Source organism: Magnetospirillum sp. LM-5 (assembly GCF_902729445.1).
Taxonomy (GTDB): Bacteria; Pseudomonadota; Alphaproteobacteria; order Rhodospirillales; family Magnetospirillaceae; genus Magnetospirillum.
Window position 1 is genome coordinate 78,795 of sequence record NZ_CACVCE010000067.1, and the last position, 23,880, is coordinate 102,674.

The window sequence follows — 23,880 nt, forward strand, 5'->3', positions numbered from 1 at the left end:
GAACTCCTCAATGGAAGAAATAGTCGCGGTCGGCCCCGCAGGACGGGCAGGTCCAGTCGGGGGGCAAATGTTCGAACGCGGTCAGTGGTGGAATGCGTCGGGTCGGATCGCCCTCGGCCGGGGCGTAGACCCAGCCGCAACGATTGCACACCCACAGTGCCAATTTTCCATCCGCCTCGGTGGCGGGTTGGCCCGTCACATTCGTCTCCACATCGGCCCTCGCCTGGCGGGAACTTTACGAATCCCGCCGGGCGGCGCGGGTGAAGGTTCAGTGAAGCTTGTGCAGGCGCAGTCGGGCCAGGATCGGGGCGTACTGGGCCTGGATGGACTGGGTGACCCCCTCGAGGTCGGGCTCGGCCGAGGTCAGCGCCCGATAAAGCGTGTGGCCGATCCCGGAAAAGACCGGCTCATCCAGGTCGCCGGCGAAGGTGACCGGGAAGGTGCGCAGCACGGTCAGGCCGGCTTCCAGGCTGTCACCGAAGCGGGTCTTGGACATGGTGGTCCATACCTGGAACAAGGCGGTGACCGCCTGGGTCAGGGTGGCCTCGTCATAGCGGCGCTTCAGCACCTCGCGCAATTGGAACACCAGTTCGGTCGGCCGGCGCCCGATTTCGGCCGGCAGGAACGGCCGGCGCGAGGCCAGCGCGCTGTTGTCGCGCGCCTCGCCGATGCAGACGTCGTAAAGCTCCTTGAAGCCGAAGGCGTGGTCGTTGGTGCCGCCCAGGAACAGCAGCAGGATCAGGGCGTCGGACAGATAATTGGCATAGGTCTCGTCCAGCGCCTTCAGGCGCTCGAACAGATAGGCCCGGGTGGTCTCCTTGTGACCGGCCAGGGCGACGATCTCGCGGGCGGCGTGGGCGAAGGCCTTGGCGTCGAATTCCAGCAAGATGCGCAGGAACTGGAAGTCGCACCCGGGCGGCAGTTCCAGCCCGGCCTCGCCGGCCAGATCGGAAAAGTGCGCCAGCAGGGTCAGCGCCTCGCGCTCGGATTCCTCGAGTTCGGTCGAGGCGCGCAGACGCACCTTCATGCGCTGGCTGACCGTCTGCTTGCCCAGGCGGAACGACACCCCCAGCACGGTGACGACCCGGGGCTTCGACACCGGGATATCGACTTCCTCGAATTCGGGGCCGCCGGTCGCGGGCGTGCTTGCCGCCTCGATCTTGGCCTCGGCCTGGCGGTGCTGGGCGGCCAGCTTGCCCAGGCGCTCGATCAGAATCTTCCAGATCGTCGGGCGCTTTTCGGTCAGGAAGGCGTCCAGCAGCTTCGGGCTGACCAGGGTCTGGGCGTCGGCGGTGCGGTAGACGTGACGTTCCAGCGGCGCGCGGCAGGTCGGGATCAGCACCTCGGTCAGGAAGCGGCGGGCCACCGGGGCGAAATCCGGCTCGAACAGGAAGAAGGTGCGTTCGTGGCTATAGGCCACCGAGGGGAACGGGGTCGCCGGCAGCCGGAAGATGCCCAGGCGGCGTTCCAGAACGTCGGCAATCCAGGCGGCGACCAGGCTTTCGGCATCGGCGAAGTCATAGGGTGGCGGCGGCGGCGCGACCGTCGCCACCTGTTCTTGCGCCTCTTCCAGCAACTCGATCTCGATGCCGTCCAGGTCGGGAAGGTCGTCGTCGGCGGCCGGCAAGGTCTCGCCGCGGTCGGCGGCGCGGCGGGCCTGGCCGGGGGCGACGGCGTCGTGCAGGGCCTGCCAGGCCTTGGCGATCTCGGGCCGCTTGGCGATCACCACCGCCAGCACGCCGCGCGCCAGCATGACCTGATCGGGCCAGTCGCGGCCGGCCAGGCCGGTGATGAAGCTGTCTTGCACCTGGGCGCGAAATTCCGCATCGCCGGCCCGGCGAAGCAGCGAGCGCATCACCTCGGCCATGAAGGCGATCAACTGGGCCTGGTCGGTGACGCCGTTCAGCTTGGCGCACAGATCGTGCAGCAGACGTTGCTGGTCGATCGGCAGGGCCATGGGGCTCAGCCTCCCTGTCCGGGCGGGACCGGCACCACCGAAATGGAATTCTTGGGCGAGCCCTCGATGATGCGGTCGGAATAGACCAGATAGACCAGGACGTTGCGCTTCTTGTCATAGAAGCGCACCACCTGCATGGTCTTGAACAGCAGCGAGGTGTCCTTCTCGAAGACCGTCTCGCCTTCCTTGAGCTTCGTCTTGAAGGCGATGGGGCCGACCTGGCGGCAGGCGATCGAGGCGTCGGACGGGTCCTCGGCGACACCCAGCCCGCCGCTGACGCCGCCCTTCTTGGCCCGCGACAGATAACAGGTGACGCCGCTGATCTTGGGGTCGTCGAACGCTTCGACCACGATCTTGTCGTTGGGGCCCAGCATCTTGAACACCGTCGATACCGAGCCGATCTCCTCGGCCTTGGCGGGGCCGGCGATCAGGGCCAGGAATGCAACGAGGGCGATCCACTTCATCAGTGACTCCGGCGCTTGTGCGCATAATTGAATAAAATTGTAGCGTTCGCGGACACCAACTCAAATATAGGATAAGGAAAGTGGGCGCGAAAGGGGCTTGATCGGGCTCAATGTTGTCGCGCGTGGTTTTGTGGTCGTTTGTCGGTCTCTCGTCACCCCAGGACCCCGATGTCATGAAACTGCCGGATTTCTTCGACCAGGCCCCCCGCATCACCGTCTATGACCCGCTGGCCGCCTTTCTGGGGGCGCCGACAGACGGATGCTTCACTTATGGCTACGGCGATGCCGTGCGACTGGCCGGGCATTCCTGCCCCACCGTCGCCGGGGCCTGGCTGATGACGCGCGCGGCCTTGGCCGCCCTATGGCCGGGCCAAACGCCCGAGCGCGGCGCCATTCAGGTCTTGTTGCCAGAGGCGCAGGGCGAAGGGGTGGCGGGCGTGATCGCCGCCGTGGCCGGCCTGGTGACCGGTGCCGCCGGCCCGGGCGGCTTCAAGGGCATCGCCGGACGGTTCTCCCGCCTGGACCGGCTGGCCTTCGATATGCCGGTGCCGGCCACGCTGGGATTTCGCCGCACCGACAGCGGGGCTGGCGTGGCGGCGCGTTATCGACCGGAATTGGTGCAAGCCGATCCAATGATGCGCGGCCACCTGCAGGCCTTGTTGTCCGGGGATGGCGACGATCGGTCGGGGGCGGCCTTCGCCGAATTGTGGCAAGACCGCGTGCGCAGGATTCTGATCGACCATGCAGACGATCCCGAACTGATCGCGTTGGCTCCCTTCTAGCCGGCCGAGAAATCTGCTAGAACGCGCCTTTCGGGTTAAGAACAAGGCGGTTGGTGGCATGTCCGTATTGGTTCCGGTGTCGTGGGGCGAGGTGATCGACAAGATCACCATTCTGGAAATCAAGGCCGAGCGCCTGACCGACGCGGGCAAGCTTGCCAACGTCAACAAGGAGCTGGACGAGCTGGTGGCCGTGCGCGAGCGCGAGTTCCCGGGCCATGCCGGCCTGGCGGCACTGGCCGCCGAGTTGAAGGCCATCAACGAGAAGCTGTGGGTGATCGAGGACGACATCCGCGATTGCGAGCGCGCCAAGGATTTCGGCCAGACCTTCGTCGAACTGGCCCGCGCCGTCTATTTCACCAATGACGAACGCGCCTTGGTCAAGCGCAAGGTCAACGACCTGCTGGGCTCGGCCCTGGTCGAGGAAAAGTCCTACGCCCCCTATGCCTGACGGAGTGTGACGGGTGCGCGCCCATCGCCTGCTTGATCCGCTGCTGAAGCTGGAACTGTCGTTGAAGCGGAGGCGCGGCAAAGCCAGCGGCGTGCTGCTGATCAGTGCCGGCGGGCTGGGCGACACCGTCTTGCTGGCGGTGGTTCTGCCGCGGTTCCTGGCGCTCGCCCAGCCGGACGAGCCGGTGACGGTGCTGCTGCGCTCGGATGCCGCCCGGATGGGCTTCGTCATGCCGCCGGGCGTCAAGGTCAAGTCCGTCGATTTCACCCGCCTGCGTGACCTCGCCTATCGCCGCCGCATTTTCGGCGAGCTGCATGGAGCCCATTACCGGCTGGTGATCCACACCGACTATCTGCGCCATCCCGACCTGGACGAGGCGCTGGTCGAGGCGTGCGCTGCAGGGGAAGCGGTGGCGATGGAGCCCCGGCCGTCGGACAAGCATGGCGAACGCCTGGCCGCCAATCGCCGTCTTTATTCCCGCCTGTTCGATTCAGGCCCGCCCAAGACCGACAAGGTGGTGCGCTGGTCGGCCTTCGCCGATTTCCTGACCGGCACGCATTCCGATCCGCCGGTGGTCCATCTGGGTCAGTTCGTCCAGCGGGAGCTTCTGCCGGCCGCCACCGTGCTGTTCCAGCCGTTCTCGGCGGTCAAGGCCAAGCAAAGCCCGCCGGAAGTCTGGAAGCTGATCGCCGCCCGTCTGCCGCAGGGCTGGCACGTGCGACTGGCCGGCCACCCGTCGGACCTGGACAAGAACCCGGAATTCAAGGCGCTGCTGGACCTGCCCAATGTCAGTTTCGAAGGGGCGCCGTTCGACCGCCTGGCCGCCTTGATCCGCGGCTGCCGGATGGTGGTCAGCGTCGACACCGCCTGCATGCATCTGGCCGTGGCCTTGGGCACGCCGACCCTGTGCCTGGCCTCGGCCGCCTATGTCGGCGAGATCGTCCCCTACGCCGCCCAGGTCACGCCGGCCAACATGCATGTGCTTTATGCACCCGTAGAGTGCCAGGGCTGTCTGGGCAACTGCTCTTTCCCACTCGAGGACGGCATGTATCCGTGCGTCGCAGCACTTGACCCGGACGCGGTGCTGGGCGCCGTCGACGACATCATCGCCAGGGGCTGCTGATGGGGCTGCTGTCGAGCTTGTTTCCGCGCGGCATGCGTCGGCGTTGGTGGCTGTTTCGCCCCATCGACGCCCTGGTCGCCCTGACCCCGGCCCCCAAGGCCCGCAAGGGCGTGGTGGTGGTGCGGATGGACGGCATCGGCGACATGGTGATGTTTCGCCGCGCCCTGGAACATCTGCCGGCTTTGCTAGACGTGCCCAAGTCCGACATCACGGTGCTGGGCTGCCATTCGTGGAAGGGCCTGGGGCCCGAGGTGTTCGCCGGCTTCAATCTGGTCACCATCGACGAGCATGCCTTCGAGAAGAAATGGTGGTACCGCGCCAAGATCGCCCTGTGGGTCCGCCGCCAGGGCTTTCAAATGGCGATCTGCGACATGTTCATGCGCAAGGTGCTGACCGCCGATTCGCTGGTATGGATGAGCCGCGCCCCCCAACGCATCGTCTGCCAACCGTTCATCACCGACCGCACGCGGGCGGAATATGGCTGGTATCTTGACCGCGCCACCCGGGTCATCGACACCGGTCCCTATCCGACCCATGAAGGCCTGCGCCACTTCACCTTCCTGTCGGCACTGGCCGGGCGGACCCTGGCCCCCGAGGTGCCGGCCTTTCCGTGGCGCGACCAGGAACCGAAGCTGCCCGCGGGCGGGCCCTATGTGGTGATGAATTTCGGCTCGAACGAGCCAGGAAGACGCTGGCCGTTCGGCCAATTCCTTGACGTCGCCAGGCGTTGCCTGGATGCGGGCCTCAGGGTGGTGTTCGTGGGTGCTGGCCAGGAAGCCTTCGCCAAGCCGCTGATCGCACAGCTTGACCATCCCGGGGTCATCGACACCATCGGCGCGCTGAAGCTGGGCGAACTGGTCGATGTCTTGAAGCACGCGGCCTGCGTGGTCACCAACGACACCGGACCGGGCCATCTGGCCCTGGGCGTCGGGGCGCCGACGGTACTGATCGCCGGCGGCGGCCATTTCGGCTGCTTCGTGCCGTACCCGGACGAAATCAGTCCGCCGGGCGCGATTTTCCTATCGCATGAGATGGAGTGCTATCACTGCCTGTGGCGTTGCCCCAAGCGGGCCAGCGACCAGGACGCTTTTCCGTGCGTCGCCCTGGTGACGCCCGATCGGGTATGGCAGGCGGTCGCGGAGCTGACGCACATTTCCTGAGAAAGTCCCTCGGCTTCGCCTCGGTGGACTTTCCCCCGGGAATCCCTTTACGCCCCGGTCATGAAGCGGTCGGCGAAGACGTAGGGGTCGAATTCCGGCTTGCCGAAATAATAGCCCTGGCCGAAATCGACGCCGCATTGATAGACCCGGCCGGCCATGCGCTTGTCTTCCACCATCTCGGCCGCCGTGCGCACCCCCATCGAGGCGCACATGCGGGCCATCGAGGCCAACAGGTCCGACCCCTTCTGGCTGGCCGCCGCCCGCTTGATCACCGGGCCGTCAAACTTGACCACGTCGATGTCCAGCGCGTTCAGATAGTCGAAGCTGGCCGCGCCCGAGCCGAAATCGTCCAGGCAGAAGCGGAAGCCCAGGTTACGGAAGCTTTGGATGACGTTGTTGACCTCGGTCAGATGGTCGATGCGCACCGATTCGGTCAGTTCGAACATCAGCTTGCGCGGCTGGATGCCCGACCGACGCAGCAGCATGCGCAAATCTTCGACGAAGCGGGGGTTCGACAGCGATTGGCCCGACAGGTTGATGGCCACCGACGGCATCAAGCCGCGCTTGGCCACCATGTCGCCGATGGTGCGGATGGTGGTGTCGACCACCGCCAGATCCAACTCGTGGACGATGCCCACTTCCTCGGCCAGGCAGAACAGGTGATAGGGCGAGGTGCCGGGCTTGGCGTCGCGGTAGCGGGTCAGGGCCTCGAAATGGTGGATGCGTTCGACCCTCAGATCGCAGATCGGCATGAAGGCCATGTCGAAATCGCGTCCGGCCACCACACGGCGGATGAAGGCGACGTTCTCGATGGTGTCGGACACCATGCCGGTCAGCACCTGCGAGATGCTTTTCTTCTTGTCGAGATGGCCTTCTTCCGAGAAGCGGCGGATGGTGTGGGCGATGGCCTTGGCGACCTGATGCTCGGCCAGGCCGGCGCCATCGGCGTCCAGGGTCTGGCCGGTGGTCTTGACATCGCCGTTGAACAACCGCTTGGCCGCGTCGGAAATCATCGACGACACTTCCTCGGGATCGACGTCGTCGCGATGCAGATACGAGAAGCTGTCTTCCGAGATGCGCCCGGCGGTGCCGCCGCCCAGCGAATGCTTGGCCAGGATGTCGCCGACGGTGTTCATCACCTCGCGCCGCTCGCTGGTGCCCAGCGCGGTGGTCATCTCGGCGAAGTTCTCGACCTTGATGACGGTGATCTGCGGCCGGCCGCCGGCCCGCTTGAAGGCCAAGGCCCGCTCGGCCGCCTGCGAGGCGAACGAGGCCTCGTCCAGAAGGCCGGTCTCGTCGTCGCGCTTCAGCTGGGTTTCCGACAGGCGCTCGGCCTGCAGTGCCGGCTCGACCTTCAGGGCCAGGAAGAAGTGGTTGTCGAAATCGGGAACCCGATAGCCGGCCATCGCCACGTTGGGGCGCCGGGTGCCGGGGCCGGACAGGCGGACCACCACGTCGTCGATACGGCCTTGGGCCCGGGCCGCGTCCAGCATTTCGGCCGCCAGGGCGCGATCGGGCTCGGCGACCAGGTCCAGGAACGATTTGTGCCGCAATTGGTCCGGCCCCAGGCCCAGCAGGAACTGGGTGGCGCCGGCTGCGAAGACGACGTCGTGCTCGTCGTCCAACTCCAGCAAGATATCGGCGCGGCAAAAGGCCAGGGCGACGAAGCGGTCGCGCTCACGATCGGCCATGATGAGGAAACATCCTTAAGGAATAAGCGACGTTCCCATCATGACCGTTGCCGTGAGTCCGCGCAACCCTAACCGCGGGCGAACACCGCCTTCAGGGCGGCGCCGACCTCGCCTTCCTCCATGTACTTCAGGCCCCACACACCGCCGAAGATCACCGATCCCAGCGCGATCAGCGAGGTGATCGACAAGGTGCTCATGCCGGTCAGGCCCTGGCCGATGGTGCAGCCCATGCTGAGCACGCCGCCGACGCCCATCATGGCGGCGCCGATCAGGTGGCGGCCCATGTCCTCGGTGCCGGCGAAGGCCTCGAAGGCGAAGGTCTTGCTGGCGATCGCCGCCAGGAACGAACCGACGATCACACCGCCGACCGCGGCGATGCCGAAATTGATGGTCGAGCCGGTGAAGGTCATCAGGTACTGCATGGTATCGCCGATGGGGGCGACGAAGGTGAAGCTGGCGATGGCGGTGGGCTCGAACTCGTCGTTGCCCAGGACGCCGGTGACCCACCAGCCGGCCACGATCAACAGGCCGATGACCAGTCCGCCGAACAGGTCGGCCGGGCTGGAACGGAACTCGCCATCCTTCAGGCAGAACACCAAAAGGCCGCCGCCGATCACCGCCACCGTGCCCCATTGGGCCACGGACGCCGGGATGCCGATCATCGCCAGCAGGGCCGGAATGCCCTGGTTGGCCGCCTTGCCGGCCACGGCGATGGCGGTCAAGCTGTCCATCTGGACGCGGGCCAGGCCGATGAAGCCCTTCAGCGTCATATAGGCGAACAGCGCGATGACCATGAAGGTGACCAGGCTTTTCAGGTTGCCGGCGCCCAGGCGGACCAGGGTCTTGTTGCCGCAGCCGCCGGCCATGGTCATGCCGAAGCCGAACAGCAAGCCGCCGATGACGGCGCCGGCCCAGCCGATGGCGCCCTGCAGATAGATGCTTTTCGACAGGTCGATCATGCCGGCCGATTGCATCGCCTGGGTGCCGATCAGGCCGATGGCCAGGGCCAGCATCCACGAGCGGAAACGCTTCCAATCGCCCATGAAGACGATGTCGGACAGCGCACCCATGGTGCAGAAGTGGGTACGGTTGGCGACAGCGCCGAAAATCAGGCCGGTGACGAAGGCACCCAGGCCGACAATGGTGGAAATCGGAAGTTCGCTCACGGTCATCCTCCCTGGATGGATGTCTGGTCTGCCGCGTCGTTGGTGAAGGGACTTGGCGGCGGGACCGAACCCATATATATTTCTTCACTCTAAATTAGCATCGACCCGCGTGTCCGCACAAGCAGGCAAGTGGGGCGATTTCAGGGTCACCAAAAAACGTTTCAGGTGGACCTATCAGGGGAAACTTTTCAGGCGTAGGCAAAGGCTACTACCCGCCCGCCATGACGGTGGTTGCACATTAGCAAAATCTGATGCAATCATGTCAATGGAGTTCGAGTGATGGCCGAAACCGGCAAGTCGATGTCGATCATCGTCACCAAGGGGACGCTTGATTGGGCCTATCCGCCGCTGATCCTGGCCAGTACGGCCGTTGCGATGGATCTGAACGTCACGCTGTTCTTCACGTTCTATGGGTTGACGCTGTTGAAGAAGAAGCTGGATCTCAAGGTGACGACGCTGGGCAACGAGGCGATGGAGATGCCGATGATGGGCATGCACATGGCCATGCCCAACCTGTTGGCCGCCATGCCCGGCGCTCCTGGCCTGACCACCATGATGATGAAGGACCTGATCAAGAAGAAGGGCGTCGCCAGCATCGAGGAATTGCGCGATGCCTGCCAGGATGCCGGCGTGCGGATGATCGCCTGCCAGATGACCATGGACCTGTTCGAATACCAGCCTTCCGACTTGATCGACGGCATCGAGTTCGCCGGAGCGGCCACCTATATCGAGACGGCAACCCAGTGCGACATCAACCTGTTCATCTAGGCACCCCCGAGCCGGCCTTCCTGAGCGACCGGACCGGCACCGGTCCGCTGGCCCGCCTGTTCGGGTTGTGCAATTCCGAGCAGGCGCGTGAATACGCGCCCGAGAAACGCTCGATCCGCATCCATGGCCATTCCACCACCATCCGCCTCGAGCGTGCCTTCTGGACGGTGCTGGAGGAAATGGCCCGGGACGAGGGCGTCACCGCCAACGCCCTAATTGCTCGCGTACATGATCATTGTCTTATCAACAACGATAAGAATCTGGCATCATGTCTGCGGGTTGTTTGCCTGAAATACATCAATCTCGTCGCGTAAGCGGTGCGCGGCCTGAGGAAATCAACTGAGAAGGGGAGTATCTGTTATGAGCACGGTTCTCGACGTCAAGGGCCTCAACTGCCCGCTGCCGATCCTGCGCACCAAGAAGGCCATCAAGGACATCGCGGTGGGCTCGGTCCTGGAAGTGATCGCCACCGATCCCGGTTCGGTCAAGGACATGGAAGCCTTCTGCAAGCAGACCGGCAATGTTCTGCTCGAGAGCAAGGATGCCGGCGGCACCTATACCTTCAAGATCGAACGCAAGGCGTAAGCCTGTCGTGAGGCGAGCCCTCGCCGCGCTGGTGGCGGTCCTGGTGTCGTTGGGCGCCGGGACCGCCCTTGCCGCCGAGTTGGTGATGGTTGAATCCGAGGGCTGTCCGTTCTGCGTGCGCTGGCACCGCGAGATCGGCCCGATCTATCCCAAGACCGAAGAAGGAATCCGGGCGCCGTTGCGCCGGGTGTCGTTGCGCGCCTTGCCGGCCGATCTTCGCTCGGTCAAGAACCTGCGCTATGCCCCCACCTTCCTGGTCATGCAATGCGGCCGCGAAGCCGGGCGTATCGTCGGCTATGCTGGCGACGACTTTTTCTGGGGCGAATTGTCCGCCATTCTGCGAAACTTGAAGTCCAAGACCTGTTGAACCCGGGAGGGAACTGTCATGCGTAAGATGCTGCTGGCCGCTTTGGTGGCCTGTGCCCCGCTGGCCCCCGCGGCCCATGCCGCCGAGGGTACCTTCAGCCAGACGATGCTGACCCCGGAAGTGGCCTTGAAGGCCGCCCAGGCGGCGCTGGAAAGCTGCCGCAAGAATGGCTGGCAGGCGGCGGTTGCGGTGGTCGATCGTGGCGGTAACGTCCAGGCGCTGCTGCGCGACCGTTATGCCGGCCCGCATACGCCGGGTGTGGCCACCGGCAAGGCGTGGACGGCGGTCAGCTTTCGCACCAACACCACCGATCTGGTCGCCATGACCGGGCCGGGCATGCCGCAGGCCGGCCTGCGCAACGTGCCGGGCGCCACCATCCTGGGCGGCGGGCTGAAGATCGAATCGGCCGGCTCGATCGTTGCCGGCATCGGTGTCTCGGGTGCCCCCGGAGGCGATGCCGACGATGTTTGCGCCAAGGCCGGCATCAAGGCCATCGAGGACGCGCTGAACTTCTAGTGTCCTGCCCCCGAAATTCGCAAGGCGAATTCCGGGGATAAGCAGGCCACTAATTGGTTGAATTGTGTGGTGATTCTGAAATTAGCATGGTCATGCGAATTTCAGAATCACCACACTAGGGCAGCTCCGACCCCGTCGCGGCCTCGTTGGCGGGCCGCGACGGGGCGGGGTCTACCTCAGGCTGGCCTCGATATTGCCGCCATCGACCGTGATGGTGCAGGCGGTGGTCTTGGTGGCGCGCGCCAGCCACACGAAGGCGTCGGCGACATCTTCCGCCGTGACTTCGCGGCCCAGCAGATTGCCGGCCATATAGTCCTTTTCCGTCACGCCACGGGCCTTGGACCGCGCCGCGATCATCTCGGGGGTCAGCAGGCCCGAACGGATGCGGTCGGCATTGACCGCGTTCGAGCGGATGCCGTCGCCGCCATGATCCAAGGCGTATTGCTTCATCAGGAACAAGGTCGCCGCCTTGGGCATGCCGTAGGGGCCGAAATTCTTGCCGGGGTTCAGCGCCTGCTTCGAGGTGTTGAACAGCAGGCAGCCGCCGGTCCCTTGCGCCTTCATCACCGCCACCGCCGCCTGGGCGACGCTTTGATGGGCGAAGAAGTTCAGCTCGAAGCTTTGCCGCACCACCGAGTCATCGACGATGCCGACCTGGCCCTGCCAGGCGGCGCCGGCATTGGACACCACGATGTCGATGCCGCCGAAATGGGCGGCGACCGCCTGGAACGCCGCCTTGACCGAGGCCGGGTCGGTGACGTCGCAGGCCACACCCAGGGCCTTGCCGCCGACCTGGCGGGCGGTGTCCTTGGCGGCCGCTTCGTTGCGGTCCAGCACCGCCACTTCACAGCCTTCCTTGGCAAAGGCGCGGGCGGCGGCGGCGCCGATGCCCGAACCGCCGCCGGTGATCACCGCCACCTGGCGGGCCAGCGCCTTTTCGGTCCCCTTGCCCAGCTTGGCCTGTTCCAGGCTCCAATATTCGCAATCGAACATGTCGGCTTCGGTCACCGGGCTGTAGGTGCCGATGGCCTCGGCGTCGGTGACGCTTTCCACGGTATTGACGGCGATGTCGGCGGCGATCATCGCGTCCTTCTTGCTGGCACCCACGCCGAACAGGCCCAGCCCCGGCACCAAGATGACGCGCGGCATCGGGTCCAGCTCGGTCTTTCCGGGGTGGAAGCGTTCGTTGTTGCGGGCGAAATAATCGTGATACAGCGCTTCGAAGGCGCCGATGGCGGTCTTGGCGCCGGCCGCCCATTCGTCCAGCTTGCCGGCCTCGGGGGCGGGCAGCACCACCGGCCAGTTCTTGGTGCGGATGGTGTGGTCGGGGGTGACCACGCCGACCTGGGAATAGCGCTCGACGTCCGCGCCATCGACATAATTGCGGATGGCGTCCGAGGTGCGGAAATCCAGCACCCAGCGCTTATAGGCGCCGTCACCCTGGTCCAGCGACAGCAAGCCGCGCAGGATCGGCGCCACCTCGGCGACGCTTGCGGTCTTGGCCGGCAGCTTGGCCGGCACGAACACCTGCTTGCGGTTCGTCTTCAGCCTGTCCTCGGCCAGGGTGACCATCTCGATCATCAGCTCATAGGCCGAACGCGCACTGTCACCGAAGGTGAAGATGCCGTGCTTCAGAAGGATCAGGCCCTCGACGGTGGGGTCCTGCTCGAACACTTCCGCCGCCTTCTTGGCCAGGGCGAAGCCGGGCATGATATAGGGGACATAGCCCATGCGCTTGCCGTACAGGGCGCGGCACTGTTCCTCGCCGTCGGGCTGGTCGGTGACCGACAGCACGGCGGTCGAGTGGGTGTGGTCGATGAATTTATGCGGCAGGAAGGCGTGCAGCAGGGTCTCGACCGACGGGTTGGGGCTGGTCTGGTCCATCAGGTTGGCGCGCTGATAATTGACCATGTCCTCGTCGGACAGCTTGTCCAGCTGGCGCAGCTTCAACAAAGGTTCCATGCGCACGGCGGGCAGGCCGGCCGGCTCGATATTGCCCATGTCCCAGCCCGAGCCCTTGACGCACAGCACATCGACGCTGTCGCCCAACAGATCGGTGGCGCGGGTCTTGACCGAGGTGTTGCCGCCGCCATGCAAAACCAGGCGCGGATCACCGCCCAGCAGCCGGGTGGTGTAGACGCGTAGGGCCACATCCTCGTTGTGGCCCTGGTCCTTGTACTTGGCGACGAAGGCTTGGGCGTCGGAATCGGACCACAGGGACTTCATCGGGTGACCTCACGCATATTCGGGAAACAGGGTGGCCAGCCCTTCCGGGCTGGCGGGGCAGACGCCCCGTTCGGTGATCAGGCCGGTGACCAGGCGGGCCGGGGTGACGTCGAAGCCCCAATTGCCGGCCGGGCTGCCGTCGGGGGTCACCTGCACGGTGACGATGGCGCCGTCGGCATTCTTGCCGGTCATGTGGGTCTGCTCGGTGACGTCGCGTTCCTCGATGGGGATTTCCTTGACCCCGTCCGCGACAGTCCAATCGATGGTCGGGCTGGGAAGGGCCACATAGAACGGCACGTTATTGTCCTTGGCGGCCAGCGCCTTCAGATAGGTGCCGATCTTGTTGCAGACGTCGCCCAGCCGGGTGGTGCGGTCGGTGCCGACGATGACGAGATCGACCATGCCATGCTGCATCAGATGGCCACCGGTATTGTCGGCGATCACCGTGTGCGGCACGCCGTGCCAGTTCAGCTCGCGCGCGGTCAGGGAAGCGCCCTGGTTGCGCGGCCGGGTCTCGTCGACCCACACATGCACCGGGATACCGGCATCATGCGCCTTGTAGACCGGCGCCAGCGCGGTGCCCCAATCGACCGTGGCCAGCCAGCCGGCATTGCAATGGGTCAAAACATTGACGTGGGTCGCGCCCCGGGCCTTGGCCTTGTCCCATGCGTCGGCGATCAGTTTCGCGCCGTTGTCGCCGATGGCGGAATTGATGGCGACGTCCTCGTCGGCGATTTCGGCGGCGCGCTTCCAGGCCAGGGCGAAGCGCTGGGATTCGGGGATGCCGCCCAAGGTCTTGATCATCTCGTCCAGCGCCCATTTCAGGTTGATGGCGGTCGGACGGGTCGAGTGCAAAACGTTATAGGACACGGTCAGCGCCAGGTCGGACGGATTGGCCTTGGCGGCCAGCGCCATGCCATAGGCGGCGGTGGCGCCGATCAAGGGGGCGCCGCGGACCAGCATCGCCTTGATGGCGTGCGCCGCGTCGGCCAGCGTTTCCAGCCGGACGGTGACGAATTCGTGGGGCAGGCGGGTCTGGTCGATGATCTCGACCGCTTGTCCGTCGGCGGCGGGCCAGATGGTGCGGGTGGGGGTGCCGTTGATCTTCATCGCGCGTGTCTTCGTTCCTGCCGGAAAGGGACGGTCGGGCGCGCACCTTAAGGGATGGCGCCCGACCGTGCAACGTCCCCCGACGTTGACAGGCCCCCGTTAGGCCTCTATCTCTTGCCGGTCGCACCAAGGCCCGGCGCCCCGGGGCCGTCCCGCCGTCTTGAATACCGAGGTACCGCCCATGTTTGGCGCCATTGCCCGCCGCCTTTTTGGAACCGCCAACGACCGCATCGTCAAGGGTCTGAAGAAGCGGGTGGACGCGATCAACGCGCTCGAGCCGCAAATGGCGGCCTTGTCCGACCAGGACCTGCGCGCCAAGACCGACGAATTCCGTGCCCGCCTGGCCGACGGCACCGACCTGGACGATCTGCTGGAAGAAGCCTTCGCCACCGTGCGCGAGGCCGCCAAGCGGACCCTGGGCCAGCGTCATTTCGACGTCCAGCTGATGGGCGGCATGGTGCTGCACATGGGCAAGATCGCCGAGATGCGCACCGGTGAAGGCAAGACCCTGGTGGCCACGCTGCCGGTCTATCTGAACGCCATTTCCGGCGCCGGCGTTCATGTGGTCACCGTCAACGATTACCTGGCCCAGCGTGACGCCGAGTGGATGGGCCAGGTCTACAAGTTCCTGGGCCTGAGCGTGGGCTGCATCCATCACCGCCTGGACGACGACCAGCGGCGCGAGGCCTATGGCTGCGATGTCACCTACGGCACCAACAACGAGCTGGGCTTCGACTATCTGCGCGACAACATGAAGTTCCGGCTGGAGGAAATGGTCCACCGGCCCTTCAACTACGCCATCGTCGACGAGGTCGATTCGATCCTGATCGACGAGGCCCGCACGCCCCTGATCATCTCGGGCCCGACCGAGGACAATTCCGAGCTGTACCGTTTCGTCGATCGCCTGATCCCCGAGCTGGGCGAGGCCGATTTCGAGAAGGACGAGAAGACCCGCGCCGTGACCCTGACCGAAGTCGGCACCGAGCGGATCGAGGAATTGCTGATCGGGGCCGGCCTGTTGAAGGAAGGTGGCAACCTTTACGACATTCAGAATGTCAGCCTGGTCCATCACGTCAATCAGGCCTTGAAGGCGCACAAGCTGTTCACCCGCGATGTCGATTACATCGTCAAGGACGGCAAGGTGATGATCATCGACGAATTCACCGGCCGCATGATGGAAGGCAGGCGCTTTTCGGAAGGCCTGCACCAGGCGCTGGAGGCCAAGGAAGACGTCACCATCCAGAACGAGAACCAGACGCTGGCCTCGATCACCTTCCAGAATCTGTTCCGGCTTTATCCGAAACTGTCGGGCATGACCGGCACGGCGATGACCGAAGCCGGCGAGTTCCAGGAGATCTATAATCTCGAAGTCGTCGATATGCCGACCAACATGCCGGTCAGCCGTGTCGATGCCGACGACGAGGTCTATCGCACCGCCCGCGAGAAGTACGAAGCCATCGTCACCCTGATCGAGGAATGCCGTACCCGCAAGCAGCCGGTGCTGGTCGGCACCACCTCGATCGAGAAGTCGGAATTGCTGTCCGACATGCTCAAGAAGAAGAAGATCCCCCATCAGGTGCTGAACGCCCGCCACCACGAGCAGGAGGCGACCATCGTCGCCCAGGCCGGCGTGCCCGGCGCGGTGACCATCGCCACCAACATGGCCGGCCGCGGCACCGACATCCAGCTGGGCGGCAATGTCGATATGCGCATCCGCCTGGAACTGGCCGACATCACCGACGAGGCCGAGCGGGCCAAGCGCATCCAGGCCATCAAGGACGAAGTCGCGGCCGGCAAGGCCGAGGCGCTGGCGGCCGGCGGCCTTTACGTGGTCGGCACCGAACGCCACGAATCGCGGCGCATCGACAACCAGTTGCGCGGCCGTTCGGGTCGCCAGGGTGATCCCGGCGGCTCGAAGTTCTTCCTGTCGCTGGAAGACGACCTGATGCGCATCTTCGGCTCGCAGCGCATGGACGGCATGCTGCAGAAGCTGGGTCTGAAGGATGGCGAGGCGATCATCCATCCGTGGATCAACAAGGCCCTGGAAAAGGCCCAGCAGAAGGTCGAGGCGCGCAATTTCGACGTCCGCAAGAACCTGTTGAAGTTCGACGACGTCATGAACGACCAGCGCAAGGTCATCTATGAGCAGCGCAAGGAGCTGATGCAGGTCGACGACGTCTCGGACGAGATCGTCGGCATGCGTCACGAGGTCATCGACGAGATGGTCGCCCGCTGCATCCCCGAGCGCGCCTATGCCGAGGAATGGAACACCGCGCTGTTGCACGAAGAGGTTCTGCGCGTCTTCAACATGGACCTGCCGGTGGTCGAGTGGGCCAAGGAAGAAGGCATCGCCGACCAGGAGATCAAGGCCCGCATCACCGACCACGCCGATCGCAAGATGGCGGCCAAGGCGGCTGAATACGGCCCCGACATCATGCGCATGGTGGAAAAAAGCCTGCTGCTGCAGATCCTCGACCAGTCGTGGAAGGAACACCTGCTGCAACTGGATCATCTGCGCCAGGGCATCGGTCTGCGCGCCTATGGCCAGCGCGACCCGTTGAACGAATACAAGCGCGAAGCCTTCAACCTGTTCGAAACCCTGCTGAACGACCTGCGCGAGCGCGTCACCAGCGTCCTGGCCCATGTCGAGCTGAGGGTCGGCCCCAACGAGAACGAGGTTCAGGACGCCCTGACCCCGGCCCCGCGCGAGATGCATGAAAGCCGCATCGACCCGGCCTTCGGCCGCGACCCGGAATCCGATGCCGCCATCATGGCCGGGCCGCCCCAGCAGGTGCGCAAGCAGGTGGCGGTGGCCGGCGATCCCTCGACCTGGGGCGACACGCCGCGCAATGCCCCCTGCCCGTGTGGATCTGGCAAGAAGTACAAGCATTGCCACGGGGCGGTGGGCTAGGCTTCGCCCGCGTTTGCCGGGGCGGGGGATCGGGTATAGACTTGTCGTCTGGCTCAACCCCTTGGCGAAGTCGACGTGACCGACCAATCGCACGCCCATTTGAATCGCCGCGCCTCGGATCTGCTGGGGGTTGAACGGTTCTTCGAGCTTAGCTCGGACCTTTTGTGCATTCTCGATGCGCAAGGAAACTTCCTGCGACTGTCTGATTCGTGGCAGCCGACCTTGGGCGTCGCGTTGGGCGAATTGCAGGCCCGCCCGGTCACCGACTGGGTCCATCCCGACGATCTGGAAGCGACCATCGCCGCCTTGGCGGGCAACCGGCGCGGCGAGCGGGTGTCGGGCTTCGTCAACCGCTTTCGCACCGGGTCCGGCGGCTGGTGTCATCTGTCGTGGAACTCGGCCCCGGCCGAGACCGACGGACTGATCTTCGCCGTCGCCCGGGTGGTCAGCGATCGGGTGCGGGAACGCGAGGCGTTCTATCACGCCGCCATCGAAGCCACCAATGATGGGTTCTGGCTGGCCGACCCCCAGGGGCGGATCGTCGATGCCAACAGCGCCTATGCCCGGATGTCCGGCTACAGCCTGGACGAATTGCGCGCGATGGGCATCGCCGATGTCGAGGTCATGGAAGACGAAGCCGATGTCGCTGCGCGCATGGCCGCAATCCGCGCGAGCGGGACCTCGATTTTTGAAACCCGCCATCGCCGCAAGGACGGCAGCGTCTGGGATGTCGAGGTCACCGTGTTGTTCTCGGACATCGACGGCGGGCGCTGTTTCGCCTTCCTGCGCGACCTGCGCCGGCGGCGCCGGGCCGAGACCCTGCTGAAGGCCCGCCTGCATCTGTCGGACGTGGGGCGCTCGGGCGATATCGACCGGCTGATGACCGAGGTGCTGGATGCCGCCGAACGTCTGACCGGCAGCTCGATCGGATTCTTCCACTTCGTCGATCCCGGCCAAAGCACCCTGAGTCTGCACGCCTGGTCCACCAACACCCTGGCCCGGATGTGCACGGCCGAGGGCAAGGGCGCGCATTATCCGGTGGCCGAGGCCGGCCTGTGGGCCGATTGCCTGCGCACCGGCGAGCCGCTGGTGTGCAATGATTATGGCGCCGCCCCCAACCGGCGCGGCATGCCCGACGGCCATGCGGTGGTGAGCCGCCTATTGTCGGTGCCGATCCCCGGGCGGCAGGGATTCGTCGCGGTGATCGGGGTCGGCAACAAGACCGAGGATTACGTCCCCGATGATATCGACCTGGTGCGGGAACTGGCGACCATCGCCATGGATATCGTCAACTGGCTGCGCGCCCAGTCCGATCAGCGCGCGCTGAGCGACGCCCTGGCGGCGACCGCCCGGGAATGGTCGGCGGCGATGGACAGTTTCCAGGGCGGTGTCGCCATTCTGGATGCCAAGCGCCGGCTGATCCGGGCCAACCAGGCCTTCTTCGCCTTGACCGCCAGCCAGCCCGACGACCGGCTGGGCAAGCACGTCCACTGCCTGCAAGACGTCGGCGAATCGATAGCCGATTGCCCGTTGTGCGATGCCCTGAGCAAGGATCAGCCGTGGCACGCCACGCTGGAGGCCGATGACCCGGCCAATCCGAGTGGCCGCCCGCTGGAGGTCCGCCTGGCGCCGATCGCCGATGAAACGGGTGCCGCCCGCAGCCTGCTGCTGTCGCTTTACGACCTTAGCGAGACGCGCGAGCGCGAAATCCAGATGGCTCGGACCATCGACCAGTTGACCGACAGCAACGCCGAGCTGGAGCGTTTCGCCCAGGTCGCCGCCCATGATCTGCAGGAACCGGCGCGGCGGCAGGTGCTCTATTCCCAATTGCTTCTGCGTCTGTTGCAGGGGCAACTGGACGAGGAGAAACAGCGCTATTTCGGCTATATCATGGATGGCGCGCTGCGCATGCGCGACATGGTGCGCGAGTTGCACACCTATGCCGATGCCGGTCGGTTGCCCCAGGCCGACGAGGCTGTCGATCTCGATCAGGTTCTGGCCGATGTCCTTTCCGCCTTGGACCACGATATCGACGAAAGCGGGGCGCAGGTTTCGGTGGTCGGCCTGGGCCGCGTCGCCGGACGGCGGCCCCGCCTGCATCTGCTGCTGCTGAATCTTCTGTCCAACGCCTTGAAGTTCCATCGCCCCGGCACGCCGCCTTGTATCACCGTCTCGGCCCTGGACCATGACGGCTGGCTGGAGGTGGCCATCGCGGACAATGGAATCGGCATCCCCCGCGAGCATCGCGCCAACCTGTTCGGCCTGTTCCGCCGGGTGCACGCGGTGGGCGATCGGCCGGGGATGGGGATGGGCTTGGCGCAGTGCCGCCGCATCGTCGAAGCCTTGGGCGGCCGCATCTGGATCGATGACGGCTGCGTCCAGGGAACGATCGTGCGCTTCACCCTGCCCAGGGCGCAGGTTTAGGGCCCGGCCCACTCGCCCAGCAGGCGGGCCAGTTCGCGCGCGGTCTTTTCGTCCAGATCGATGATGGTGAAGCGCGCGCGACCTTCCTTGATGCGCATCTTCAGCATGCGCAGGCCGCTTTCATGGTCGATCGCCGACAGGCTGATCTCGCGGCTCCACGGCGCTTCCAGCGTCGCGATGGGGGTGGCGGTCTCGGTGGCGAATTCGGGGGCGTCGGTGGTCATGCTGTCCTCTGGGCTCAAGTCCCGCTGATCCTGTCGTGATAGCGCGCCCGGTACAAGAGCCGTGGATGGGCGGGATCGTCCTTGAACGGTTCGCGGGTGTGCAAGACGTTGTTGCTGACCAGGCCCCAGCCGCTTTCCAGGCGGGCCTGGAACAAGGTGGGGGCGGGGCCGTCGAGATGGCGGCGGATGGCGGCGGCCGCCGCCTGGACCTCGGGATCGCCATGCCACTCGATCGAGCGGGTCCGCGCGGTATAGCGCATCTGCAGGCGCCCCCGTTCCACGAAGAAGACCGGGCCGGCCATGGCCGGCCGCGTCATGCCTTCGTCCTCGTTGGGCGGAATGGTCATGGCGTCGGGCCGCATCAGGGCCGCCACCAGGGCCGGGTCCTCGTCGCGCAGCGCGATATACAAGGCCTCGGGGTCCATCAGCTTGTTGGCGCCCCCCTCGGCCGCCGGCCGGGCGCAATAAAGCAGCAGGCCGCGCACCCGGTGGGACGGGGCGTTGTAATAGCCGTCGGTGTGCCAGGCGATGGGGCGCTCGGTATAGGGGATGTAGCGCGCCCTGGTTCCGTCACGGTGCACCGCCAGCGGGGTGATGCCGTCATCGTCGGCCAGGTGGTTGCCGTCCAGCGATTCCAGGCCCAGGGTTCGGCCCAGGGCGCGCAGCGCCTTCTTGTCGTCGCGGTCGGGCGGGACCTGCTTTTCGACCGTCACCGCCATGTTGCAGGCGGCCACCAGCGCCACCAGCTTGGCGTGCTCGGATGGGGTGGGGTTGGCGATGTCGGCGACCTCGACCAGCAGGTCCTCGACCCGGGTTGGTGCCGATTCCAGGCGCAAATCCCGCCACTTTTGATACGCGCTCTTGTTGGAAAGATCAAATTGCGGCGCGGCCAAAAGCGCTGAATCCTGCTGGTCTTGGGTTGTTCTTAGAATCATTTTACCTCGCATTTCCGCGCCTTCTCAACGAATTGCCGTTGGATGAAAGAATCCGCTTGGAACGGGCTGCTGCACAATATTATAATCAATTAATGTAAAGGGCCACCCACGAGAATGGCCCACCAAAAGGGACGGATCCAAGGTCTGCGCAAGCGACCCCTGGACACAAGTGTATGAATGCGATGAACCCCGCACCGGGTGGGCCGGCGGCGGGAGCAGGATGAGGGATGCGCGGCGTGCGCCACCTCGCCTAGGACTAATGACGGTCAGGGAGATGAGGACTATGTCGAAGAAGATGCCCGAGACCCCGCTTCTGGATCAGCTGGAAAGCGGTCCGTGGCCGAGCTTCGTGACCGGCTTGAAGCGGCTGGCCACCGACGAGGGCAAGCCCTATGCCGACTACATGAAAAGCCTGCTGGGTCAGCTTGAAAAGAGCTACGTGACCCGCAAGGGCTACTGGAAGGGCGGCACGGTCGGTGTGTTCGGTTATGGCGCCGGTGTCATCCCGCGCTTCTCGGAAGTCGCCGACCAGTTCCCGGAATCCTCGGAGTTCCACACGCTGCGCATCATGCCGGCGCCGGGCTTCTTCTACGACACCAAGACGCTGCGTCAGATGTGCGACATCTGGGCCGAGCATGGCTCGGGCCTGATCGCCCTGCACGGCCAGTCGGGTGACATCATGCTGCAGGGTGCCCGCACCGACCAGGTGCAGCCGGCCTGGGACAAGATCAACGAGATGGGCTTCGACATGGGCGGCGCTGGCGCCGGCGTGCGTACCGCCGCCTCGTGCATCGGTCCGGCCCGCTGCGAGCAGGCCTGCTACGACACCCTGAAGGCGCACCGCGCCATCATCAACGACTTCACCGACGACATTCACCGTCCGTCGTTGCCCTACAAGATGAAGTTCAAGTTCTCGGGCTGCGCCAATGACTGCGCCAACGCCACCCAGCGTGCCGACGTCGCCATCCTGGGCACCTGGCGCGACGACATGGTCGTCAACCAGGAAGAAGTCAAGGCCAAGGTCAAGCAGCTGGGTCGCAAGGAATTCATCAATCAGGTGATCCGCATGTGCCCGACTCAGGCGCTGGCGCTCAACGACGACGACACCTTGGACGTCGACAACAAGAGCTGCGTGCGCTGCATGCATTGCATCAACGTCTGCACCAAGGCGCTGAAGCCCGGCAAGGACAAGGGTATCTGCATCCTGGTCGGCGGCAAGCGCACGCTGAAGATCGGCGATCTGTTCGGTTCGGTGGTGATCCCCTTCATGAAGCTGGAAAACGACGAGGATTACGAGAAGCTCGTCGAACTGGCCCACAACATCCTGGATTTCTTCGCCGAGAACGCCCTGGAACACGAGCGCACCGGCGAGATGATCGAGCGCATCGGCCTGGTCAATTTCCTGGAAGGCCTGGGTCTCGACCTGGACGTCAACATGATCGCCCAGCCGCGCACCAATTCGTACATCCGTACCGACGGGTGGGACGACGAAGTGCGCAAGTGGAACGATCGTAAGACCGCCGCGGCCGAGTAATCGGGACAACCAATTCAGAAATAGAGGGAGCTAGGACGATGAGCCAGTTGCGCCGTCCCGACGAATGTGGTGTGCCCGAGGCCACCCAGTTTATGCATCCGGTCCTGAAGAAGAATTATGGCCAATGGGCCTATCACGACCGGCCCCGCCCGGGCGTTCTGCGCCACGTGTCCAATTCCGGCGAACAGGTGTTCACCGTCAAGGCCGGCACCCAGCGCCAGATGGACGTCTATACCATCCGCAATCTGTGCGACATCGCCGACCAGTTCTGCGACGGCTATATCCGCTTCACCATCCGTTCGGCGGTCGAGTTCATGACCCCCGACGAAGCCAAGGTGCAGCCGCTGATCGACGCCCTGGAAAAGGCCGGCTATCCGGTCGGCGGCACCGGCAACTCGGTGGGCTTCATCAGCCACACCCAGGGCTGGCTGCACTGCGACATCCCCGGCACCGACGCCTCGGGCGTGGTCAAGTCGCTGATGGACGAGTTGTCGGAAGAGTTCCGCAACGAAGAGATGCCCAACCGCGTCAAGATCACCACCAGCTGCTGCCAGATCAATTGCGGCGGCCAGGGTGACATCGCCATCAACATCCAGCACACCAAGCCGCCGGTGATCAACCACGACCTGGTGGCCGGCGTCTGCGAGCGTCCGGCGGTCATCGCCCGCTGCCCGGTGGCGGCCATCCGGCCGGCCCTGGTCAACGGCAAGCCGACCCTGGAAGTGGACGAAAAGAAGTGCGTGTGCTGCGGCGCCTGCTATCCGCCGTGCCCGCCCATGCAGATCAATGATCCGCAGAACTCGAAGATCGCCATCTGGGTCGGCGGCAAGCATTCCTCGACCCGCTCGAAGCCGATGTTCCACAAGCTGGTCGCCGCCGGCATCCCGAACAACGCGCCGCGTTGGCCGGAAGCCGCCGAGATCGTCAAGTCGATCCTGGGCGCCTACAAGAAGGATGCCAGGGCCTGGGAACGTATGGGCGAATGGATCGAGCGCATCGGTTGGCCGCGCTTCTTCGAACTGACCGGCCTGCCGTTCACCAAGTACCATGTGGACAGCTGGCGCGGTGGTCGTTCGAACCTGAACCAGTCCGCCCATCTGCACTTCTAGGCTTGGGGAAGAAAGCACATGAAGTTCGGCATTTTGGTCAACGAAGGCCCTTACAACCATCAGGCCTCGGATTCCGCTTACCAGTTCGCCAAGGCGGCGCTGGAAAAGGGACACGAGATCTTCCGGGTCTTCTTCTATTACGACGGCGTCTTGAACGCGACGAAGCATTCCGAGCCGCCGTCGGACGACCGCAACGTGATCAAGAACTGGCAGAAGCTGGCCGAGGATCACAAGGTCGATCTGGTCGTCTGCGTCGCCGCCGGCTTGCGCCGCGGCATCGTCGAGAGCAGCCTGGCCCCGGGTTTCCGTATTTCGGGCCTGGGTCAGCTGATCGAATCGGGCATTCAGTGTGACCGTATGGTCACCTTCGGCGATTAAGG

General features: G+C 64.9%; 23 protein-coding genes. 14 read left to right on the forward strand and 9 right to left on the reverse strand.

The window, feature by feature from the left end:
* Positions 1-7: 7 nt before the first annotated feature.
* From MTBLM5_RS16805 to MTBLM5_RS16815, 3 genes are all read right to left on the reverse strand, one after another.
* On the reverse strand, positions 8-199 hold the full coding sequence (locus tag MTBLM5_RS16805) for a rubredoxin (RefSeq protein WP_254431102.1): 192 nt from the start codon (positions 197-199) through the stop codon (positions 8-10).
* 69 nt (positions 200-268) lie between these two features.
* On the reverse strand, positions 269-1,957 hold the full coding sequence (locus MTBLM5_RS16810; protein ID WP_173977205.1) for a hypothetical protein: 1,689 nt from the start codon (positions 1,955-1,957) through the stop codon (positions 269-271).
* A 5-nt stretch (positions 1,958-1,962) separates the two neighbouring features.
* On the reverse strand, positions 1,963-2,421 hold the full coding sequence (locus MTBLM5_RS16815; protein ID WP_173977206.1) for a CreA family protein: 459 nt from the start codon (positions 2,419-2,421) through the stop codon (positions 1,963-1,965).
* Between the two features lie 173 nt (positions 2,422-2,594).
* Here MTBLM5_RS16815 and MTBLM5_RS16820 point away from each other — a divergent pair, with 173 nt between their 5' ends.
* Genes MTBLM5_RS16820 through MTBLM5_RS16835 form a run of 4 tightly spaced genes read left to right on the forward strand, consistent with a single transcriptional unit; the run spans position 2,595 to position 5,934 of the window.
* The gene (locus MTBLM5_RS16820; protein ID WP_173977207.1) at positions 2,595-3,203 is read left to right on the forward strand and encodes a hypothetical protein; all 609 of its coding nucleotides are present in this window, start codon (positions 2,595-2,597) and stop codon (positions 3,201-3,203) included.
* 58 nt (positions 3,204-3,261) lie between these two features.
* The gene (locus tag MTBLM5_RS16825; RefSeq protein ID WP_068504828.1) at positions 3,262-3,651 is read left to right on the forward strand and encodes a DUF6165 family protein; all 390 of its coding nucleotides are present in this window, start codon (positions 3,262-3,264) and stop codon (positions 3,649-3,651) included.
* A 13-nt stretch (positions 3,652-3,664) separates the two neighbouring features.
* On the forward strand, positions 3,665-4,774 hold the full coding sequence (locus MTBLM5_RS16830) for a glycosyltransferase family 9 protein (protein WP_173977208.1): 1,110 nt from the start codon (positions 3,665-3,667) through the stop codon (positions 4,772-4,774).
* Positions 4,774-5,934, forward strand: coding sequence for a glycosyltransferase family 9 protein (locus MTBLM5_RS16835; protein ID WP_173977209.1), 1,161 nt, complete (start codon positions 4,774-4,776; stop codon positions 5,932-5,934). Before MTBLM5_RS16830 ends, MTBLM5_RS16835 begins: the two co-directional genes overlap by 1 nt.
* 47 nt (positions 5,935-5,981) lie before the next feature.
* On the opposite strand, the gene MTBLM5_RS16840 is transcribed toward MTBLM5_RS16835, so the two are convergent.
* The gene (locus MTBLM5_RS16840) at positions 5,982-7,625 is read right to left on the reverse strand and encodes an EAL domain-containing protein (protein WP_173977210.1); all 1,644 of its coding nucleotides are present in this window, start codon (positions 7,623-7,625) and stop codon (positions 5,982-5,984) included.
* 68 nt (positions 7,626-7,693) lie between these two features.
* On the reverse strand, positions 7,694-8,797 hold the full coding sequence (locus tag MTBLM5_RS16845; protein WP_371814028.1) for a YeeE/YedE family protein: 1,104 nt from the start codon (positions 8,795-8,797) through the stop codon (positions 7,694-7,696).
* 273 nt (positions 8,798-9,070) lie between these two features.
* Between MTBLM5_RS16845 and MTBLM5_RS16850 the strand changes: the two genes are divergently transcribed.
* From MTBLM5_RS16850 to MTBLM5_RS16870, 5 genes are read left to right on the forward strand one after another with little or no spacing between them, the layout of a single operon-like run.
* Complete coding sequence (locus MTBLM5_RS16850; protein ID WP_173977212.1) at positions 9,071-9,559, forward strand: DsrE/DsrF/DrsH-like family protein; 489 nt, start codon at positions 9,071-9,073, stop codon at positions 9,557-9,559.
* Positions 9,535-9,873, forward strand: a complete 339-nt coding sequence (locus MTBLM5_RS16855; RefSeq protein ID WP_173977213.1) for a ribbon-helix-helix domain-containing protein — start codon at positions 9,535-9,537, stop codon at positions 9,871-9,873. The genes MTBLM5_RS16850 and MTBLM5_RS16855 overlap by 25 nt, the downstream gene beginning before the upstream one ends.
* 46 nt (positions 9,874-9,919) lie before the next feature.
* Complete coding sequence (locus MTBLM5_RS16860; RefSeq protein WP_173977214.1) at positions 9,920-10,144, forward strand: sulfurtransferase TusA family protein; 225 nt, start codon at positions 9,920-9,922, stop codon at positions 10,142-10,144.
* Positions 10,145-10,151: 7 nt separating this feature from the next.
* Positions 10,152-10,511: a hypothetical protein gene (locus MTBLM5_RS16865; protein ID WP_173977215.1), complete on the forward strand. Its 360-nt coding sequence runs from the start codon at positions 10,152-10,154 to the stop codon at positions 10,509-10,511.
* 18 nt (positions 10,512-10,529) lie between these two features.
* The gene (locus MTBLM5_RS16870; protein WP_173977216.1) at positions 10,530-11,027 is read left to right on the forward strand and encodes a heme-binding protein; all 498 of its coding nucleotides are present in this window, start codon (positions 10,530-10,532) and stop codon (positions 11,025-11,027) included.
* 171 nt (positions 11,028-11,198) lie between these two features.
* On the opposite strand, the gene MTBLM5_RS16875 is transcribed toward MTBLM5_RS16870, so the two are convergent.
* Together MTBLM5_RS16875 and mtnA are read right to left on the reverse strand one after the other, a co-directional pair.
* Positions 11,199-13,253: a bifunctional aldolase/short-chain dehydrogenase gene (locus MTBLM5_RS16875; protein WP_173977217.1), complete on the reverse strand. Its 2,055-nt coding sequence runs from the start codon at positions 13,251-13,253 to the stop codon at positions 11,199-11,201.
* Positions 13,254-13,262: 9 nt separating this feature from the next.
* A complete protein-coding gene (gene mtnA / locus MTBLM5_RS16880; RefSeq protein ID WP_173977218.1) occupies positions 13,263-14,363 on the reverse strand; it encodes an S-methyl-5-thioribose-1-phosphate isomerase in 1,101 nt (366 codons plus the stop codon).
* Positions 14,364-14,544: 181 nt separating this feature from the next.
* Here mtnA and secA point away from each other — a divergent pair, with 181 nt between their 5' ends.
* Both secA and MTBLM5_RS16890 read left to right on the forward strand, forming a co-directional pair.
* Positions 14,545-17,274, forward strand: a complete 2,730-nt coding sequence (gene secA, locus MTBLM5_RS16885) for a preprotein translocase subunit SecA (RefSeq protein WP_173977219.1) — start codon at positions 14,545-14,547, stop codon at positions 17,272-17,274.
* Between the two features lie 75 nt (positions 17,275-17,349).
* Complete coding sequence (locus MTBLM5_RS16890) at positions 17,350-19,698, forward strand: PAS domain S-box protein (RefSeq protein ID WP_173977220.1); 2,349 nt, start codon at positions 17,350-17,352, stop codon at positions 19,696-19,698.
* Here MTBLM5_RS16890 and MTBLM5_RS16895 read toward each other — a convergent pair.
* Together MTBLM5_RS16895 and MTBLM5_RS16900 are read right to left on the reverse strand one after the other, a co-directional pair.
* The gene (locus MTBLM5_RS16895; protein WP_173977221.1) at positions 19,695-19,922 is read right to left on the reverse strand and encodes a hypothetical protein; all 228 of its coding nucleotides are present in this window, start codon (positions 19,920-19,922) and stop codon (positions 19,695-19,697) included. The genes MTBLM5_RS16890 and MTBLM5_RS16895 overlap by 4 nt on opposite strands.
* 14 nt (positions 19,923-19,936) lie before the next feature.
* Positions 19,937-20,758 carry a TauD/TfdA family dioxygenase gene (locus MTBLM5_RS16900; protein ID WP_254431103.1) on the reverse strand — a complete coding sequence of 274 codons (822 nt, stop codon included), beginning with the start codon at positions 20,756-20,758 and terminating at the stop codon, positions 19,937-19,939.
* 382 nt (positions 20,759-21,140) lie between these two features.
* Between MTBLM5_RS16900 and dsrA the strand changes: the two genes are divergently transcribed.
* Genes dsrA through tusD form a run of 3 tightly spaced genes read left to right on the forward strand, consistent with a single transcriptional unit; the run spans position 21,141 to position 23,878 of the window.
* Entirely contained in the window at positions 21,141-22,391 is a 1,251-nt protein-coding gene (dsrA, locus tag MTBLM5_RS16905; RefSeq protein ID WP_173977223.1) for a dissimilatory-type sulfite reductase subunit alpha, read from the forward strand.
* A gap of 38 nt (positions 22,392-22,429) precedes the next feature.
* Positions 22,430-23,500, forward strand: coding sequence for a dissimilatory-type sulfite reductase subunit beta (dsrB, locus tag MTBLM5_RS16910; protein WP_068504860.1), 1,071 nt, complete (start codon positions 22,430-22,432; stop codon positions 23,498-23,500).
* A gap of 18 nt (positions 23,501-23,518) precedes the next feature.
* On the forward strand, positions 23,519-23,878 hold the full coding sequence (tusD, locus tag MTBLM5_RS16915) for a sulfurtransferase complex subunit TusD (protein WP_068504861.1): 360 nt from the start codon (positions 23,519-23,521) through the stop codon (positions 23,876-23,878).
* Positions 23,879-23,880: the final 2 nt, after the last annotated feature.

What these genes read in the sequence shown, in the direction of transcription:
- secA (WP_173977219.1), top strand. Translation starts at nt 14,545, where the DNA reads ATGTTTGGCGCCATTGCCCGCCGCCTTTTTGGAACCGCCAACGACCGC.
- dsrB (WP_068504860.1), top strand. Translation starts at nt 22,430, where the DNA reads ATGAGCCAGTTGCGCCGTCCCGACGAATGTGGTGTGCCCGAGGCCACC.
- MTBLM5_RS16840 (WP_173977210.1), bottom strand. Translation starts at nt 7,625, where the DNA reads ATGGCCGATCGTGAGCGCGACCGCTTCGTCGCCCTGGCCTTTTGCCGC.
- MTBLM5_RS16875 (WP_173977217.1), bottom strand. Translation starts at nt 13,253, where the DNA reads ATGAAGTCCCTGTGGTCCGATTCCGACGCCCAAGCCTTCGTCGCCAAG.
- MTBLM5_RS16835 (WP_173977209.1), top strand. Translation starts at nt 4,774, where the DNA reads ATGGGGCTGCTGTCGAGCTTGTTTCCGCGCGGCATGCGTCGGCGTTGG.
- MTBLM5_RS16895 (WP_173977221.1), bottom strand. Translation starts at nt 19,922, where the DNA reads ATGACCACCGACGCCCCCGAATTCGCCACCGAGACCGCCACCCCCATC.
- MTBLM5_RS16815 (WP_173977206.1), bottom strand. Translation starts at nt 2,421, where the DNA reads ATGAAGTGGATCGCCCTCGTTGCATTCCTGGCCCTGATCGCCGGCCCC.
- dsrA (WP_173977223.1), top strand. Translation starts at nt 21,141, where the DNA reads ATGTCGAAGAAGATGCCCGAGACCCCGCTTCTGGATCAGCTGGAAAGC.
- mtnA (WP_173977218.1), bottom strand. Translation starts at nt 14,363, where the DNA reads ATGAAGATCAACGGCACCCCCACCCGCACCATCTGGCCCGCCGCCGAC.
- tusD (WP_068504861.1), top strand. Translation starts at nt 23,519, where the DNA reads ATGAAGTTCGGCATTTTGGTCAACGAAGGCCCTTACAACCATCAGGCC.
- MTBLM5_RS16850 (WP_173977212.1), top strand. Translation starts at nt 9,071, where the DNA reads ATGGCCGAAACCGGCAAGTCGATGTCGATCATCGTCACCAAGGGGACG.
- MTBLM5_RS16820 (WP_173977207.1), top strand. Translation starts at nt 2,595, where the DNA reads ATGAAACTGCCGGATTTCTTCGACCAGGCCCCCCGCATCACCGTCTAT.
- MTBLM5_RS16810 (WP_173977205.1), bottom strand. Translation starts at nt 1,957, where the DNA reads ATGGCCCTGCCGATCGACCAGCAACGTCTGCTGCACGATCTGTGCGCC.
- MTBLM5_RS16845 (WP_371814028.1), bottom strand. Translation starts at nt 8,797, where the DNA reads ATGACCGTGAGCGAACTTCCGATTTCCACCATTGTCGGCCTGGGTGCC.
- MTBLM5_RS16860 (WP_173977214.1), top strand. Translation starts at nt 9,920, where the DNA reads ATGAGCACGGTTCTCGACGTCAAGGGCCTCAACTGCCCGCTGCCGATC.
- MTBLM5_RS16870 (WP_173977216.1), top strand. Translation starts at nt 10,530, where the DNA reads ATGCGTAAGATGCTGCTGGCCGCTTTGGTGGCCTGTGCCCCGCTGGCC.
- MTBLM5_RS16825 (WP_068504828.1), top strand. Translation starts at nt 3,262, where the DNA reads ATGTCCGTATTGGTTCCGGTGTCGTGGGGCGAGGTGATCGACAAGATC.